Origin of the sequence: Rhizobium changzhiense (assembly GCF_013087625.1) — a bacterium.
Classification (GTDB): Bacteria; Pseudomonadota; Alphaproteobacteria; order Rhizobiales; family Rhizobiaceae; genus Rhizobium; species Rhizobium sophorae.
Genome location: NZ_JABFCQ010000007.1, coordinates 136,194 through 153,648, shown reverse-complemented (window position 1 = coordinate 153,648; position 17,455 = coordinate 136,194). Strand labels below are relative to the sequence as shown.

13 protein-coding genes and 1 riboswitch are annotated in these 17,455 nt (G+C 61.8%); of the genes, 8 read left to right on the top strand and 5 right to left on the bottom strand.

Annotated features, from left to right (window positions below; translation table 11 throughout):
• Nucleotides 1-67 precede the first annotated feature (67 nt).
• The 5 genes from G9X68_RS28205 to G9X68_RS28185 form a co-directional block, all read right to left on the bottom strand.
• Entirely contained in the window at nucleotides 68-2,071 is a 2,004-nt protein-coding gene (locus G9X68_RS28205) for an aldo/keto reductase (RefSeq protein WP_171605186.1), read from the bottom strand.
• A gap of 36 nt (nucleotides 2,072-2,107) precedes the next feature.
• Nucleotides 2,108-3,190, bottom strand: coding sequence for an ABC transporter ATP-binding protein (locus G9X68_RS28200; RefSeq protein ID WP_171605185.1), 1,083 nt, complete (start codon nucleotides 3,188-3,190; stop codon nucleotides 2,108-2,110).
• A gap of 12 nt (nucleotides 3,191-3,202) precedes the next feature.
• On the bottom strand, nucleotides 3,203-4,039 hold the full coding sequence (locus tag G9X68_RS28195; protein ID WP_011649800.1) for a carbohydrate ABC transporter permease: 837 nt from the start codon (nucleotides 4,037-4,039) through the stop codon (nucleotides 3,203-3,205).
• On the bottom strand, nucleotides 4,036-4,896 hold the full coding sequence (locus G9X68_RS28190) for a carbohydrate ABC transporter permease (RefSeq protein WP_129416998.1): 861 nt from the start codon (nucleotides 4,894-4,896) through the stop codon (nucleotides 4,036-4,038). The genes G9X68_RS28195 and G9X68_RS28190 overlap by 4 nt, the downstream gene beginning before the upstream one ends.
• A gap of 87 nt (nucleotides 4,897-4,983) precedes the next feature.
• Nucleotides 4,984-6,258, bottom strand: a complete 1,275-nt coding sequence (locus G9X68_RS28185; RefSeq protein ID WP_171605184.1) for an extracellular solute-binding protein — start codon at nucleotides 6,256-6,258, stop codon at nucleotides 4,984-4,986.
• 86 nt (nucleotides 6,259-6,344) lie between these two features.
• Between G9X68_RS28185 and G9X68_RS28180 the strand changes: the two genes are divergently transcribed.
• The 8 genes from G9X68_RS28180 (at nucleotide 6,345) to atzF (ending at nucleotide 17,262) form a co-directional block, all read left to right on the top strand.
• On the top strand, nucleotides 6,345-7,262 hold the full coding sequence (locus G9X68_RS28180; protein WP_168307808.1) for a helix-turn-helix domain-containing protein: 918 nt from the start codon (nucleotides 6,345-6,347) through the stop codon (nucleotides 7,260-7,262).
• A 201-nt stretch (nucleotides 7,263-7,463) separates the two neighbouring features.
• Nucleotides 7,464-7,572, top strand: a riboswitch (guanidine-I (ykkC/yxkD leader).
• Between the two features lie 74 nt (nucleotides 7,573-7,646).
• Nucleotides 7,647-8,720 (top strand): putative urea ABC transporter substrate-binding protein, encoded by a 1,074-nt coding sequence (locus G9X68_RS28175; protein WP_171605183.1) that lies wholly within the window; start codon nucleotides 7,647-7,649, stop codon nucleotides 8,718-8,720.
• Between the two features lie 65 nt (nucleotides 8,721-8,785).
• On the top strand, nucleotides 8,786-9,604 hold the full coding sequence (locus G9X68_RS28170) for an ABC transporter permease (RefSeq protein WP_171605182.1): 819 nt from the start codon (nucleotides 8,786-8,788) through the stop codon (nucleotides 9,602-9,604).
• Nucleotides 9,601-10,431, top strand: coding sequence for an ABC transporter ATP-binding protein (locus tag G9X68_RS28165; RefSeq protein ID WP_171605181.1), 831 nt, complete (start codon nucleotides 9,601-9,603; stop codon nucleotides 10,429-10,431). Before G9X68_RS28170 ends, G9X68_RS28165 begins: the two co-directional genes overlap by 4 nt.
• Nucleotides 10,428-11,249, top strand: a complete 822-nt coding sequence (locus G9X68_RS28160) for an urea amidolyase associated protein UAAP1 (RefSeq protein ID WP_171605180.1) — start codon at nucleotides 10,428-10,430, stop codon at nucleotides 11,247-11,249. Before G9X68_RS28165 ends, G9X68_RS28160 begins: the two co-directional genes overlap by 4 nt.
• 12 nt (nucleotides 11,250-11,261) lie before the next feature.
• On the top strand, nucleotides 11,262-11,912 hold the full coding sequence (locus G9X68_RS28155; RefSeq protein ID WP_171605179.1) for an urea amidolyase associated protein UAAP2: 651 nt from the start codon (nucleotides 11,262-11,264) through the stop codon (nucleotides 11,910-11,912).
• Between the two features lie 3 nt (nucleotides 11,913-11,915).
• Nucleotides 11,916-15,452, top strand: a complete 3,537-nt coding sequence (gene uca / locus G9X68_RS28150) for an urea carboxylase (RefSeq protein ID WP_171605178.1) — start codon at nucleotides 11,916-11,918, stop codon at nucleotides 15,450-15,452.
• A 1-nt stretch (nucleotide 15,453) separates the two neighbouring features.
• Nucleotides 15,454-17,262 (top strand): allophanate hydrolase, encoded by a 1,809-nt coding sequence (gene atzF, locus G9X68_RS28145; RefSeq protein WP_171605177.1) that lies wholly within the window; start codon nucleotides 15,454-15,456, stop codon nucleotides 17,260-17,262.
• The last annotated feature ends 193 nt before the right edge of the window (nucleotides 17,263-17,455 follow it).

Here is a 17,455-nt window from a genome sequence, read left to right as displayed (position 1 = left end):
CAAGGGGTGTTGATGAAGCAACGGCTAAGAGGGCTGGCGGCTCGCACCGCGCCCCTTGCCTGTCTCGTCAGCCTTCAAGCCACTTCACCTGCTCAGGCGTCAGCTTGATGTCGAGCGCCGAGAGGCTGTCTTCCAATTCGGCGACGGTGCGCGGACCGATCAGCGGAATGACCGGGAAAGGCTGGGCGATCACATAGGCAAGTGCGATGTGGATCGGATTGCGGCCGAGCTTGTTGGCAAGCTCGATAGCGCGGTCGCGGCGTCCGAAGTTGCGCTCGGAATACCAGACCCGCACGATCTCCTCATCGTCCCGTTTGTCCCGGCCGGCGCGGTCGGTAAAGAAGCCGCGGCCCTGGCTCGACCAGGCAAAGTTCGGGATCTGCTTCTCGTTCAGCCATTTCTTCCAATCGTCATCGGAAGCGGCAACGCAGCCGGCCCAGATCGGGTCGAGCATCTCGGCGAGCGAGAAGTTGTTGGAAAGTGCCGCTGGCGCCGTCTTGCCGGTCTTTTCGGCATAGGCGATCGCTTCGTCGAAGCGGCCCCGCGTCCAGTTCGAGCCACCGAATATGCCACGGATGCGTCCGCGCTTGACCTCGGCATCCATGGCATCGACGAACTCGCCGACGGGCACGTCGGTATTGTCGCGATGCATGAAATAGATGTCGACATAGTCAGTCTTCAGCCGGGCAAGCGACTGGTCGAGCTGCTTTGCGATCATATCGGGATAGCAGAGCGGCGAATGAGCGCCCTTGCCGATCAGCACGATCTCGTCGCGCGGCACCTTGCGGCTCGTGTGCCAGTCGCCGAAGATCGCCTCCGTCTTGCCGCCGCCATAGACATAGGCCGTGTCGAAGGTATTGCCTCCGGCTTCGTAGAAAGCGTCGAGCGTCAGCGAAGCCGAAGCGAAGTTCGGGAAGAACTCGAAGCCGAGTGTGACGACCGAGGCGGGCTTGGAAATGCCGGGAATCTGACGCTGCGGAACGCTGTTGCCACGCGCGACCGTTCCGCCGGCAATGTTTGCCGTGCGTTTGCTGGCTTTCTCAACACCGTATTCGAGCCCGACTGAGGCGCGCCACTGGTCGAGTACCCTGAGGTTTCCGATCGAATCTGCCCAGCTCATGCCGGGAGAGCTGAATTCCGTCTTACCGGCGCGGATCGCATCACCCGCCGCGTCGGCCTCGAAGGAATAGAGCCAGCGGTCTTCCTTCACCTCGACGGTCTCGCGGCTGCCGCCCTTGAAGATCTCGATCTTGCCGACGCCGCCCTTGTGGCCGGAGGCAAACCAGAAGTCCTGGACCTCGATCCGGCCTTCCGAGCCGATGATGCGTAGCACATTGTCCTGATTCGCCATGATCGAGCAGGAGACTTCGGCGATGATCTCGTTCGGGAACTTCAGCACGGCAGAGGCCCATTCATCGACGCCGCTCTCTCCGAGATGGGCGACGCCCGATACCTTCTCCGGTTCGAGGAAGGACTTGCCCTCTGCGGCGCCGGCGATCAGCCGGGCCATCGAGACCGGATAACCGCCGACATCGAGAATGCCGCCGCCGGCAGTATCATTGGCGAAAAGCCGGTGTTCCGGCCTATAGCTGCCCATGTTGAAGCCGAAGCTCGAGCGGATGATGCGGACGTTACCGATGACGCCGCTTTTAACGAGCTCGACCAGTTTTTCCGTTTGCGGATGTACGCGGTACATGAAGGCCTCACCGGCAAAGACGCCGGCCTTCTTGGCTTCGTAATAAACGGCTTCGGCATCATAGGCCGAAAGCGCGATCGGCTTTTCCACCAGGATATGCTTGCCGGCGCGCGCGGCCTTGATCGCCCATTCGGCGTGGCCGGTATGGGGCACGGAAATATAGACCGCATCGATCTCGGGGTCGGAAAGCAGCGCCTCGTAGCCGTTGACGATACGGGCGCCGGGGAAGTTTTCCTGAAGTCCCGGTTTGGAAGGATTGCGCGTGGCGATCGCCACCAGTTTGCCGGTACGCGAATGGGCGACGCCATCGGCAAAGGTGCGGGCGATGGTGCCGGGGCCGATGATGCCCCAGCGGATCGGTTGATCGGAAGTCATGGAAACCTCTTTCGTCTTTCTGCCTTGGGATTGCGTTTAGCGAAGCCGTTTGCCGGCGCCGTCGAAAAGGAATGTGCGGTTGGCGGGAAGGCCGACTGTCAGCGTTTCGCGATTGCCGGCGACGCGCGATTCCGGCCGCTCGATGATCAGTTGCTCGGGGCCAATGGTGGCGTAGATGTAACTGGTATTGCCGAGGTGTTCGGCGACGTCGATGGTGACGGTGAGGTCGGAATCGCCCGTGCCCGCATCGACGAAATGTTCGGGACGGATGCCCAGCGTCACTTTTGCGCCGGCTTCGATGGGATCGGCGACCGGCAGCGTCAGGCGGGTATTGGCGTCACTTTCCAGTGCGATCACCGCCCTGCCCGGCTGCGTCTCAACCACCACGGCCTTGAGGAAATTCATCTTCGGCGAGCCGACGAAGCCGGCGACGAACTGATTGGCGGGATCATCGTAGAGGTCGAGCGGTGCGCCGATCTGCTCGATATTGCCGGCGCGCAGCACGACGATCCTGTCGGCGAGCGTCATCGCTTCCGTCTGGTCGTGGGTGACGTAGATCATCGTCGTCCCCAGCTGTTTGTGCAGCCTGGAGATTTCGACGCGCATCTGCACCCGCAGTTCGGCGTCGAGGTTCGACAAAGGTTCGTCGAACAGAAAGACCTGTGGTTCGCGCACGATGGCGCGGCCGATCGCGACACGCTGGCGCTGCCCCCCGGAAAGCTGCTTCGGCCGCCGCTTCATCAACTCGGTAATCTGCAGGATCTCGGCGACATGGCGCACGCGCTGCTCGGTGTCGGCCTTCGGATTGCCGTTCATGCGCAGGCCGAAGCTCAAATTTTCCTCGACGGTCAGATGCGGATAGAGCGCATAGGACTGGAAGACCATGGCGATGCCGCGATCGGCCGGTTCGACATCGTTGACGACCCTGCCGCCTATCTGAAGCTCGCCTGAAGTAATGTCCTCGAGGCCGGCGATCATTCTGAGCAGCGTGGACTTGCCGCAGCCGGAGGGGCCGACGAAGACAACGAATTCGCCGTCCTTCACCTCCAGATTGGCGCCGTGGATGATCTCAAAGCCGCCGAAGCGCTTGACGATGTTGCTGAGTGAAAGCTCTGCCATGCAGCCTCCCGATTATTTAATTGCGCCGGCCGCGATGCCGGCGATGAAATGGCGCTGAAGAGCCACGAAGATGACGAGGATCGGCGCCGTCAGCAGCACCGCGCCAGCCATGATGCCGCCCCAGGAAACTTTGGTGAGGCCGATCAGCGTTCCCAATGCCACAGGCGCCGTCATCATCCCCGGTCTGGAATTGATCAGCAGCGGCCAGAGGTAATTGTTCCACGAGTGCAGGAAGAGAATGATCGCCAATGCCGCCATGGTCGGGCGTGCCAGCGGCAAGGCGATGCGCAGGAAGATCTGCCATTCCTTGACGCCCTCGACCCGGGCCGCATCGAAGAGTTCGCCCGGCATCATCGAGAAGGATTGCCGCATGAACAGCACGCCGAGCGAATTGAATAGCGGCGGCACGATCAGAGCCACCCAGGTGTTTGCCAGCTTGAACTCGCGCGCCACCATGATGAATTGCGGGATGACGACCACGGAGAAGGGAAGCGTGATCGTGCCGAGGATAATAGCGATGACGACGGAGCGGCCGACGAAACGGTAACGTGCCAGTGCCCAGCCGGCCATTGAGGTCAGCAGCACCGAGAGCACTGTATAGATGAGCGCCACTCCGATGGAGATCACCATTGCTCCGATGAAATCGGTATCGGCCTGCAGGTTTTTGAAATTCTCGACGAAGTTGGTCGATGGCCACAGCACGATGTCAGGGCTGAAGATGCCGTTGTCGGGCATTGTCGAGAAGACAAACATCATCCAGAGCGGAAACAGCCAGATCAGTGCCAGCGGTGCCAGTGCGGCATGCAACGCGATCTGGCGCAGCAGAAGGGATTGCGATTTGGATTTCATTTCGGATCCCTCCCGACCCAGAGATTGAGAAGCGAGATCGCCACGGCAAGGGCGGCCATCGTATAGGCGATCGCCGAGGCATAGCCGAAGTTCAGCGAGGTGAAGCCCTGGCGATAAAGCAGCAGACCGAGCGTCTCGGTGCCGCCGCCGGGACCGCCACGATTGGTGATCAGGAAGGGCTCGGTGAAGAGCTGCATGGTGCCGATCACCGAAAGAACCACGCAGAAGAGGATGATCGGTTTCAGCAGCGGCAGGGTGATATGAAAGAATTGCTGGACCTTGCTCACCCGGTCGAGGGTCGCTGCCTCGTAGACATCATCGGGAATCGACTGCAGACCGGCGAGGATGATGATGGCGTTGTAGCCGGCCCAGCGCCATGTGACGGCGAGGATGATCAGCGCCATGGCGGCATTCGCATTGTCGAACCAGGAGACCGGGCTGAGACCGACGGCCGAGATCAGCTTGTTGATGATGCCGAAATCGAGGCTGAACATCAGCCGAAATACCGCGGCATAGGCGACTTCGCCGACGACGACAGGGGCAAAGAAGGCGAAGCGGAAGAGCGGGCGCGCTTTCAGCAGTGGCGAATTGAGCATTACGGCCATAACGGTCGCAAGCGCGATCATGACGGGCACCTGGATCACCAGGATGATCAGCGTGTTGTAGAGGGCATTGTAGAAGGCCGGGTCGTAAAAGAGCCGGCCCCAATTGGCCTGGAAACTATATTTCCACGGGTTGATGCGGGTGTTCTGAAAGGAAATAAGGAACGAATTGATGATCGGCCAGACCCAGAAGGTGGCAAAGACCAGCAGATATGGGGCGAGGAACGCATAGGCGCTCCGGGTTCTGAACGGCATCGAGCCTCCTCCTCACAAAACCAACGAATGACCAGCCGCCTTGCGGCGGACGGAGAGCCGGGCGCGTCAAGCGCCCGGCTTCGTCATTCACTGCGCGATCGGAAGGCCGGTCGCCGAAGCGATCTGGTTGGCGGCATCGTCGAGAGCCGCCTTCGCATCGGGATAGCCGCCGGAGAAGAACTTCGTCTGCGTCGCCTTGAAGATGGCTTCGGCATCGCTCTGGAAGGCGGTGCCGCGGCTCGGCACGATCTTCGGCAGCGTCGCGAGGATATCGGCCCAGACCTTCTGACCGCCCCAATAGGGCTGCGCTTCGTTGACAAAGGGATCTTGTACGGCCGAGAGCAACGATGGCACCAGACCGAATTCCCTCAGCATCGTAACCTGGCCCTCGTTCGTGCCGAGGGCGTAGTTGACGAATTTCCAGGCCGCTTCCTTATTTGCGGAGGTCGCCGAAATAGCGAGAGACGAACCGCCGAGATTGGCGGCATGCGGGCCATCGGCCGTCAGGCTCGGCATCTTGTAGACGCCCCACTTGCCCTTGAGATCGGGCGAGGTCGAGCGAACGGTTCCCTCGTACCAGCCGCCATACAGTTGGCTCGCGGCTTTGCCGGCGGTATTGGCCTGGATCTTTTCGTCCCAATTGGCTGCCGTCAGCGTGCCGGCATCCTTCATTTCCTTCACCTTTTGCAGCGAGGAGACGCAGGCCGGCTGGTTAATGGTGATGGACTGGCCGTCGGTCGAGTAATAGCCGCAGCCCTGCTCGTTGGCGATCATGCGAAACCATTCGCTGTCGCCGTTAAAGTCGGCCTGCGCCATGACGACGCCGGGATTGGCGGCGGAAATCTTTTTGCCTGCAGCGATGAAATCGTCCCAGGTGCTGATGGTGCTCGGATCGACGCCGGCCTTTTCGTAGAGATCGCGGCGGTAGAAGACGGCGACAGGACCGGAATCCCACGGCATGGCATAGGCGACATCGCCGACTTCAAGCTCGGTGCGCTTGAATTCGGGGAATTTCGCCTGGATCTCGGGTGTGTAACCGAGCTCTTTCAGATTGGCGAAGCAATCGGGAAAACGGCTCCAGAAGATTTCAGCTTCGAAATTCTCGATGCTGACGATGTCGGGCAAGCCGTCGCCGCCGGCGGCGCAGGCCGCGAGCGTCTTATCGAAGACCTGGGCGTTGCCAAGGTCCTCGACGGTGATCTTGATATCGGGAAACTGTTTATTGAAGCCTGGAAGCGTGGATTTCAATGCCGACGCGGCGACATTCCAGCTCCAGATGGTGAGATTGGCCGACTGCGCGAATGCGGAGCCGGAAGCAAGCACTGCGACAGCTGCGGTCGCAGCGAGAAGTTTGAAGCGCATTGAAAATCCTCCCTTTTCAATTGCCGATCTTTCACGAACGCGGTTAGACTATCTGCAAGGGAGCGGGTGTCTCCTAAAAAGGGAATATGAATTTGGCGGAAAGTAAGGTCGGCACACGTGCAATCTATCAGCCCGGCGCGAGCAGCATCGAGGGATTGCCAACGGCGCTGCAGATGTTCCATGCCCATCCGCCCGTCATGGCCATGCCGCACTGGCACGCGCAGGTCGAGGTCAACTATGTGATGCGCGGCACCGTGCATTACCGGATGAGCGATCACGAATTCCGGCTGAACGCCGGCGAAATGTGCCTCTTCTGGGGTGGTCAGCCGCACCAGATGGACGAATCCTCAGACGATTCGCTCTATGCCGGCGCCCATCTGCCGCTCGTCTATTTCTTCCGGTTGCGCCTGCCGATCGGTATTTCCAGCCGGCTGATGAAGGGTGAGACGCTGGTGACCTCGGCAACGGATGCCGCCGACAACGAGAACTTTACCCGCTGGTTCCGCTATGCCAATTCCGGCGATTCCGCCAAGGCCCAGCACGCCGTCGACGAGCTGCTGCTGCGCATCGAGCGGATCGCGCTCGAACCCTATTCGATGACGTCGCAGGCGATCGTCAATCTCGAAGGGGATCACCCGCATCCGCATTCCTCGCGCAGCGTCGCGCGCATGTGCGATTTCATCGCCGCCAATTTCCTGCAAGACATCGATTCGGTCGATATCGCCCGCGCAGCCGACCTGCATCCCAAATATGCAATGAACCTGTTCAAGCGATCGACCGGCATGACGCTCAGCAAATATGTGACGCTGCTACGGCTGTCGCGCGCCCAGGCGATGCTGATGAGCGAAGGCGCCAACGTGCTGCAGGTGGCGATGGACAGCGGCTTCGGCTCGATCAGCGCCTTCAACAAATCCTTCCGCCACATCGCCGGCATGTCGCCATCGAATTTCCGCCGTGATATCCGACTGGTAACGACGATCCCCTCCGGCACCTTCCGGAACTAGCCGCAATTCGGCGTTTGCGTCCTCTGCCGGTTGCTTGTTCTTAAACTGGGCAAAAAAGAACCAGCGCCTAAGCCGGCGGCAGAATGCGCACATTTTCTGGGCAAGTGCATGCACTATACATCCTCAAGCGAATTGAGACCATCGCCCTCTCAACGAAATCAATGATTTATAATTTGGCACGCACTTTGCTTCGATAGTTGCAGAGTTGGTGGCTAGGGTTCCGGCGTCGCAAGGCGTGGCTGGTCCGAGAGCTGCCACCGGTAGGGGAGACATCCCGCCGGGTGCACGGCGGGACAAAAGCCCGGGAGACCTCGTAAGCCAAGGGATTGGCGGCACGATGGTCATTGCCGATCCCTTTTGAAGAAAAGCAAAAGGGGAATTTCAATGCAGACTTTTTCGAAAATCCTATCGATTACCGCCCTGACGGCGTCCCTGGCGCTCGGGCTCGGCTCCATCGCCAAGGCCGAACAGAAGACCGATTTCAAGGTCGCCTGGTCGATCTATGTCGGCTGGATGCCATGGGGTTACGCTGCCGATCACGGCATCGTCAAGAAATGGGCCGACAAATACGGCATCAAGATCGAGGTCACCCAGTTCAACGACTACGTCGAATCGATGAACCAGTATACCGCCGGCGCCTTCGATGCCGTGACGCTGACCAATATGGACGGCCTGTCGATCCCGGCTGCCGGCGGCGTCGATACGACAGCCGTCATTGTCGGCGACTTCTCGAACGGCAATGATGCCGTCATTCTCAAGGACAAGGCGAGCCTTGCGGACATCAAGGGACAGAACGTCAATCTCGTCGAATTTTCCGTCTCGCACTATCTGCTGGCCCGCGCGCTCGAAAGCATCAAGATAACCGAGCGCGACGTGAAGGTGGTCAACACCTCCGATGCGGATATGGTCGCAGCCTACAAGACGGCTGACGTGACCGCAGTCGTCACCTGGAACCCGCTGGTCTCGACCATCCTCGAGGACCCCACGGCCAAAAAGGTCTTCGACAGCTCGCAAGTGCCGGGCGAGATCATCGACCTGATGGTCGCCAATACCGGTGTGCTGAGGGACAATCCGAACTTCGGCAAGGCGCTCGCCGGCATCTGGTATGAGACCGCAGCACTGCTGACTGCCGACAGTGCCGACGGCAAGGCTGCCCGCGAGGCAATGGGCTCGGCATCCGGTACTGATCTGAAGGGCTACGAATCCCAGCTTGCCGTCACAAAGCTTTTCGACAAGCCGGCCGATGCCGTTGCCTTCACCGCCTCGGACGGCCTGCCGAAGACGATGGATCTCGTTCGTAACTTCCTGTTCGAAAAGGGCCTGCTCGGCAATGGCGCGCCGTCGGCCGACGTTATCGGCATCGAAATGCCTGACGGCAAGGTTCTCGGCGACAGCGGCAACGTCAAGCTGCGCTTTACCGAGACCTACATGAAGGCGGCCGCCGACGGTTCGCTCTGAGCGATGTCCAAGCAGCGGTGCGGCCTTGACTGCACCGCCCACACTTCATCAGCGGAGCTTTCCTCATGCGCTGGATCAACACGAGGCCGAGCCGAGGCGCGCAGCTTGCCTTGACGCTGCTGCCCTTCGTGCTGCTGATCGTTGCCTATACTTTCGGCTCGGCGGCACGGCTGGCGGAAAACGCCAACGACAAGCTGCTGCCCGGTCTTACCGGTTTTGCCGATGCGATCGACCGCCTGGCCTTCATCGCCGATCCGCGTACCGGTCAATACCTGCTCTGGTCCGATACGGGTGCGAGCCTGGTCCGCCTGTTTGCCGGCCTTGGGATCTCCACGATCACCGCGCTCGTCATCGGCATGCTGATCGGCATGCTGCCTTATCTCCGGGCGCTGCTCTCTCCTTTCGTTGCGGTCATTTCCATGGTGCCGCCGCTGGCGCTGCTGCCGATCCTCTTCATCGCCATGGGGCTTGGCGAAGCCTCGAAGATCGCGCTCATCGTCATCGGCGTTGCGCCGACGATGATCCGCGACCTTGCGCTGAAGGCGCTGGAGCTGCCGCGTGAGCAGATCGTCAAGGCTGAAACGCTCGGCGGCTCCTCCTGGCAGATCGGCCTTCGTGTCGTGCTGCCGCAGATCCTGCCACGGTTGATCACCTGCCTCAGGCTTCAGCTCGGTCCTGCCTGGCTGTTCCTGATCGCCGCCGAAGCGATCTCGTCGGATTCCGGCCTCGGCTACCGCATATTCCTCGTCCGCCGCTATCTCTCGATGGACGTCATCTTTCCCTATGTCGTCTGGATCACGCTGCTCGCTGTGGTCATGAACTACATTCTCGATCGCATCCGCATCGCCGTCTTCCCCTGGTCCGAACTGGAGAAGCAGGCATGAGCGAACTGGTGATCGAAAAGGTCTGGAAGGAATATGGCGACCAGATTGTGCTCGAAAATGTATCGCTGACCGTTGCCTCGCGCGCCTTCGTCGCCCTTGTCGGTCCGTCCGGCTGCGGCAAGTCGACGTTCCTGCGCATGCTGCTTGGCCAGGAGCGGCCAACGCGCGGCGCGATCCTGCTCGACGGCGAAGCTCTGCCGCAGGAGCCGGGGCCGGATCGCGGCGTCGTCTTCCAGCGTTATTCCGTCTTCCCGCATCTGACCGTCCTCGGCAATGTGCTGCTTGGGCGCGAACTCTCAGGGTCTCGCTATAAAGCCAAGCTTTTCGGCGCTGCTCGTCGCAACGCCGTCGACGAAGCCCGGCGACTGATCGGCGAGGTCGGCCTTTCCGGCGCCGAGGGCAAATATCCGGCGCAACTATCAGGCGGCATGCAGCAGCGCCTGGCGCTGGCCCAGGCCCTGATCATGAAGCCGAAGGTGCTGCTGCTCGATGAGCCCTTCGGCGCACTCGACCCCGGCATTCGCGCCGAGATCCACACGTTGATGAAGCGGCTCTGGCACGAAACCCAGATGACCGTCGTCATGGTGACGCACGATATGCGCGAGGCCTTCACGCTGGCGACGCGAGTCGTAGCCTTCGAGCGCCGGCGCGACCGCCCGGAGGAGAAGGAGCGCTACGGCGCGACGATCACCAAGGACATCTCCATCTGGCCGCCGAGGCTTGCCGGCGCGCCCACCATCTTCAGCCCCGACCGGGACGGCCCGGTCATTTCTCTGGGCCTTCGCCGGGACGACCCGGCTTCCAGTCCGTCAGGAGAAAAATCATGATGCATGTCAGACGTTCGCCCGAAGAGATCGCCGCCAACCGGCAGCGTTATGAGGAACATCAGAGGAAGGGGCTGGAATTTGCGCCGAAGGCCTTGCCGGCGCCAAGCCCCCTGCCCGCCCCCGCAATCGATGCGGCTGCGATCATCCATCAGGAGACCATCCCCGGCGGCTGGTACTGGTCGACTGCGCTGAAGCGCGGCGAGGCGCTCCGCATTGACCAGGGCGAAGGCGGATCGACCGTGGCGCTCGTTGCCTGGAACGCCACTGACACCAGCGAAAGGCTCAATCTCGTCGATACGGTCAAGGTGCAGTGGACGACCGCCCTCGGCAAGGGCCGCGTTATCTTCTCGGATATGGGCCGGGTGATGTTTTCATTGATCGAGGATAGCTCCGGCGCCCATGACTGCCTGATGGGTGGCTCGACGGCAGCTTCGAACGCCGCAAAATATCCTGGCGTCAAGACCCGCAACACCCGCGACAATCTCGTGCTCGTCGCCGGCAAGCTTGGTCTCACCAGACGCGATATTCCTGCGATTCTCAATCTCTTCGCCCCCGTCCGCGTCGACGATGACGGCGGCTTCCATTGGCGCGGCAAGCTTTCCAACAGCGGCGATTATGCTGAGCTGCGCGCCGAGATGGACATGATCGTCGGCTTCTCGAATTGCCCGCATCCGCTTGATCCCGACCCAATCCATGCGCCGAAGCCTGTTGTCGTCACCCGCTTTCGCGCACCCGCGCCCGCAGCCGACGATCTCTCGCGCACGGCGACCGCCGAAGCCCTTCGCGGCTTCGAGAACAACGCCTCGATGCTGGCCTGAGGGAGGATGACGATGACCGATTTCATCAAGACTTCAGCTTCGCGCAGCCTCGAAAACGCTGTGCAGGATCATTTCATCCCGGCCGAAGCGCCGTGGTCCGGCATCGTGCGCAAGGACCAGACGATCCGCATCGAAGACAGCTACGGCCAACAGGCAATCGATACGCTGTTTTATCGCGCCGATGATTTTGCCGAGCGTTATTCCAACCAGGATACGATGCGGGCGCAAGGTGGCGCCTATATCGGCACCGGCACGAAGATCATCTCGAACGAAGGCAACGTGATGCTTGTCATGACGGCCGACAGCTGCGGCCGCCATGATACATCAGCCGGCGCCTGCTCCTGCGAAAGCAACACGGTGCGCTTCGGCCACGGCACGAAATACCTGCATGCCTGCCGCGACAATTTTGTGCTCGAGGTGACAAAACACGGCATGAGCAAGCGCGACATCGTGCCGAACATCAATTTCTTCATGAACGTGCCGATCAAGCCGAATGGCGAGATGACGATCGTCGACGGCATTTCCGCGCCTGGTGACTATGTCGAGCTGGTGGCGGAGATGGACGTGCTTTGCGTCATCTCCAATTGCCCGCAGATCAACAATCCCTGCAACGGTTTCGATCCGACACCGATCCGGGTGCTGATCTGGGACGGCGAGGACTGATCGATGTTCACCAAGGTCCTTATCGCCAATCGCGGCGAAATCGCCGTCCGCGTCATCCGCACATTGAAGAGGATGGGTATTGCCTCAGTTGCCGTCTATTCCGATGCCGATCGATTTTCGAAGCCGGCGCTGACCGCCGATGAAGCCGTCCGCCTCGGCCCGGCACCGGCCGCCGAAAGCTATCTCAACGTCGATGCCGTCATCGCCGCCTGCAAGGCGACGGGCGCCGAAGCCGTGCATCCGGGCTATGGCTTCCTCTCGGAGAATATCGGCTTTGCCGAGCGGCTCGCTGCCGAAGGCATCGCCTTCATCGGTCCACGGCCGGAGCATCTCTCGGCCTTCGGCCTGAAGCATACGGCACGCGAACTGGCGAAAGCGAGCGGCGTGCCGCTGCTGCCCGGCACCGATCTGCTGCAGAGCGTCGAAGAGGCGCTTTCGGCCGCAGAGACCGTCGGTTATCCCGTCATGCTGAAAAGCACGGCCGGCGGCGGCGGCATCGGCATGCAGCTCTGCGCCGACGCAGCAAGCCTGAAGGCCTCCTTCGAAAGCGTACAGCGGACCGCCCGCGCCAGCTTCGGCGACGCGCGCGTCTATATCGAGCGCTTCGTTGCTGACGCACGCCATGTCGAGGTGCAGATCTTCGGCGACGGCAAGGGCGGAGTGATCGCGCTCGGCGAACGTGACTGCTCGCTGCAGCGGCGAAACCAGAAGGTCGTCGAGGAGACGCCTGCGCCTGGCCTTTCCGCGGAGATACGGGCGCAGTTGCACAAGGCGGCGGTCGATTTGGGAAGCTCGGTCTCCTATGAATCGGCCGGCACTGTCGAATTCATCTATGATCCCCAGCGCGAGGAATTCTATTTCCTCGAGGTCAATACCCGCCTGCAGGTCGAGCATCCTGTCACGGAAGCCGTCTTCGGCATCGATCTCGTCGAATGGATGATCCGCCAGGCGGCCGGCGAAGACGTGCTCTCAGGCGCCAGAGGCCTGACGCCGAAGGGTGCGGCGATCGAGATGCGGATCTATGCCGAGATGCCGCATGCCGATTTCCGCCCGAGCGCCGGCCTGCTGACCGAAGTGATTTTTCCGGAGAGTGCCCGCGTCGACGGTTGGATCGAGACGGGAACCGAGGTGACGCCCTTCTACGACCCGATGCTCGCCAAGCTGATCGTGGCGGCGGAAGACCGGCCGGCGGCGATCGAGAAACTGAAGGCCGCGCTTGCGGCGACATCGATATCAGGCATCGAGACCAATCTCGATTATCTGAGAACTATTGCCGCTTCCGAACTGCTTGCCAGCGCCAAGGTGGCGACGACGGCGCTGCGCGACTTCGCCTTCGTTCCCGATGTCGTCGAGATTCTCGCCCCCGGCGCACAGTCGAGCATCCAGGAACTGCCGGGACGACTCGGCCTCTGGCATGTCGGCGTGCCACCGAGCGGTCCGATGGACGAGCGCTCCTTCCGCCATGCCAACCGGCTGGTCGGCAATGACGATGTGACGGCCGCACTGGAACTGACGGTCTCTGGCCCGACGCTGCGGTTTTATGCCGACCAGACGATCGCGCTCGCCGGCGCTCGCATGGCGATGACATGCGACGGCACAAGGCTGCCGCATGATGCGCCGGTGCTGATCCGGGCCGGCCAGGTTCTGTCAATCGGTACGATCGAAGGACCGGGACAGCGCGCCTATCTCGCCGTCGCCGGTGGTTTTGCCGCGCCCGTCGTGCTCGGCTCGCGCGCGACCTTCGGCCTTGGCCAGTTCGGCGGCAACGCCACCGGCACCCTGAAGACAGGGAATGTGCTGCATTTTGCCCGCCAAGCGCCGGTCGAACCAGCCAAGCTCGTGGAGCCGGCCGCCTTGACGCGCGAATGGGATGTCGGCGTGGTTTATGGCCCGCATGGCGCACCGGATTTCTTTCAGGATAGCGATATCGAAACGCTGTTTTCGACGGCTTACGAGGTGCATTTCAACAGCGCCCGCACCGGTGTGCGCCTCATCGGCCCGGCCCCGCTTTGGGCGCGCAGCGACGGCGGCGAGGCGGGGCTGCATCCCTCCAACCTGCACGACAATGCCTATGCGATCGGGGCGATCGATTTCACCGGTGATATGCCGATCATTCTCGGTCCCGACGGTCCGAGCCTTGGTGGCTTCGTCTGCCCGGCGGTGATTGCCCGCGACGAGCAGTGGAAGATGGGTCAGTTCAAGCCCGGCGACCGTATCCGTTTTCATGCCTTAGCGCGGCCGGAAGACCCGATTGCCGGTCCAGCGGTGCGGCGGCCCACGGAAGAGACGGGTTCGCCGATCCTTGGCATCAGCGAGGATGGCCCGGTTTCTGTCGTCTATCGCCGCCAGGGTGACGACAATCTGCTCGTTGAATATGGGCCGATGACGCTCGATATCGCCCTTCGGCTGCGGGTGCACTTGCTGATGCAGGCAGTCATAGAGGCCCGCTTGCCCGGCGTCGTCGACCTCACCCCCGGTATCCGCTCGCTGCAGATCCATTACGACGGCACGCAGCTGACGCGCCGGCGCCTGCTGGGGCTGCTCTCCGAGATCGAAGCGACGCTTCCGGCAGCCCAGGAGGTCAAGGTGCCGAGCCGCATCGTCCATCTGCCGCTTTCCTGGAATGATCCGGATGCCGAGCTTGCGATGCGCAAGTATCAGGAACTCGTGCGCCCGAACGCGCCCTGGTGCCCGTCGAATATCGAGTTCATCCGCCGCATCAACGGTCTTCCCGACGAACAGGCCGTGCGCGATATCGTCTTTGATGCCAGCTACCTCGTGCTGGGACTCGGCGATGTTTATCTCGGTGCGCCGGTTGCGACCCCGACCGATCCGCGTCATCGCCTCGTGACGACGAAATACAATCCGGCCCGCACCTGGACGCCGGAAAATGCGGTCGGCATCGGCGGCGCCTATATGTGCATCTACGGCATGGAAGGACCGGGCGGCTACCAGCTCTTCGGCCGCACGATCCAGGTCTGGAACACATGGCGGGAGACACCGGCTTTTGCCAGGGGAAAACCCTGGCTGCTCAACTTCTTCGACCAGATCCGTTTCTTCCCGGTCAGCAATCAGGAGCTGACGGAGGCGCGCGCCGCCTTCCCGCATGGCGGCTATCCCATCCGAATCGAAGAGACGGAATTCTCCTATGCCGCCTACGAGAAAGAGTTGCAGATCAATTCGGCGTCGATCAGCCGCTTCAAGGCAACACAGCAGGCCGCCTTCGATACTGAGCGCCAGCGCTGGAAGGAAGCCGGGCTCGACAGCTTCGTCACTGACGAAGGCACGGGCGAAAGCCCGGACGGGGATATTCCCGACGGCTGCTTCGGGGTTGCCAGCGCCGTACCCGGCAATATCTGGAAATTGCTGGTCGAGCCGGGCGCCCCGGTTGCGGCCGGCGATACACTTGCCATCATCGAATCGATGAAAATGGAAATCAACGTCACCGCCCATGCGGCAGGCCGCGTCCGCGATCTGCGCGCCGGGCCGGGAAGAAACGTCAAAGCCGGCGATATCATCGTCGTTCTGGAGGAATGCTGACATGCTGCCGACCATCCTCGATCTCTCAAGCCTTCGCGCCGCCTATCAATCCGGCCTGACGCCGCTCGACGCCATCGAAGAGGTGATTGCGCGGCGCGCCGCCTCGAAAGATCCGGCAATCTTCATCACCCCGGTGCCGGATGAGGAGCTGCGCGCTGCCGCGAAAGCCTTGATGGCATGCGCGCCTGAGGCAAACAGCCTACCGCTCTGGGGCGTGCCCTTCGCCGTGAAGGACAATATCGATGCCGCCGGCCTGCCGACGACCGCCGCCTGCCCGGCCTATGAGTATCGGCCGGAGGCCGACTCCACCGTCGTTGCACGGTTGAAGGCGGCCGGCGCCATCATTATCGGCAAGACCAATCTCGATCAGTTCGCGACCGGCCTCAACGGCACGCGCTCGCCCTATGGCGCGCCGCGTTCGGTCTTCGATGCGGCCTATATCTCAGGTGGTTCGAGTTCCGGATCGGCGGTCACGGTGGCTTCCGGCCTTGCAACCTTCGCCCTCGGCACCGATACGGCGGGCTCCGGCCGCGTGCCTGCCGCCTTCAACAATCTGGTCGGCATCAAGCCGACGCCGGGTCTCTTGCCGAATACCGGCGCTATACCGGCGTGCAAGAGCGTCGACTGCATCACGATTTTTGCTGCGACCGTCTCTGACGGTGTTGCGATCCGCAAGGTCGCCGAAGGCTTCGATGCCACCGATGCTTTCTCGCGTCGCGCCAAGCCGGCGAACCTGCCTGTGTCGGGCTTGCGCATCGGCGTCCTCACCGACGCCGAGCGGGAGTTCTTCGGCGACAAGGAGGTGGAGGCGCTCTACGACCGGGCGATCGAGCGGGCCAGAGCGCTCGGCGCGACCATCGTGCCGTTCGACTACGCGCCATTCCGCGAGGCCGCCGCCCTTCTCTATGACGGGCCGTGGGTCGCCGAGCGCCTGGCGGCGGTCGAGACCTTCCTCGCCACGAATGCCGCCGATTTTGATCCGACCGTCAGAGGCATCATCGAGGGCGCCAAGGGCAAGACCGCAGTCGAGGCCTTCAACGGCCGATACCGGCTGGAAGAATTGCGCCGCAAGACCGAGGCCGAATGGGAAACGGCCGACGTGCTTCTGCTGCCAACGGCGCCGACTACCTACACGGTCGCCGATATGCTGGCCAATCCCGTCGTGCTCAACGGCCGCCTTGGCCGTTACACCAATTTCGTCAACCTTCTCGATTGCGCGGCGATCGCCGTTCCGGCCGGCTTCGGAAAAGGTGGGCTGCCGGGCGGCGTTACCGTCATTGCACCTGCCTTCACCGACGATGCGCTGGCGCCGCTTGCCGATGCGCTGCACCGCGCAGCAAGCTCCGGCATGGGCATCGACCGGCAGGCTGCGATCCCCGAAGCAAGCCCTGTTGTGCATGGCGATGACGGCCTGGTGCCGATCGTCGTCGTTGGGGCGCATCTGACCGGTATGCCTCTCAACCACGAACTGACCCGACCGGGCGGCAGGCGCATCAAATCCTGCCGTACTGCACCGGATTACCGCCTTTTCGTCCTACCCGATACCGTCCCGCCGAAGCCAGGCCTAATCCGCGAACCCGGCTTTGACGGCAAAGGCCTCGAAGTTGAGGTTTGGAAAGTCACCGCGGAAGCTTTCGGGCGCTTTGTCCAGAGCATCCCGGCGCCGCTCGGCATAGGCAAGGTAACGCTCGATGACGGTTCCCAAATTTCAGGTTTTCTCTGCGAGGCTCATGCAATCGAAGGGGCGCGCGAAATCACTGAATTGGGAGGCTGGCGCGCCTACGTCACGGATCAAAGGATCCCGAAATGAAATGAGCACGAAGTATCATCTCAAAAAGATCCTCCTGGCGATACTTGAAGGCCTTGAAGCACGAAGCGACGCGCGCCGGTTCGGTCGCGCAAGAAGGTGATTGACCATCGGTCAAACCCTTCGCCGCAGGATCACGTGACGGGCCGTGCCGGGGCGGGGCGCGCTTTTTCGTCCTGAATTACGCAAAAATAAG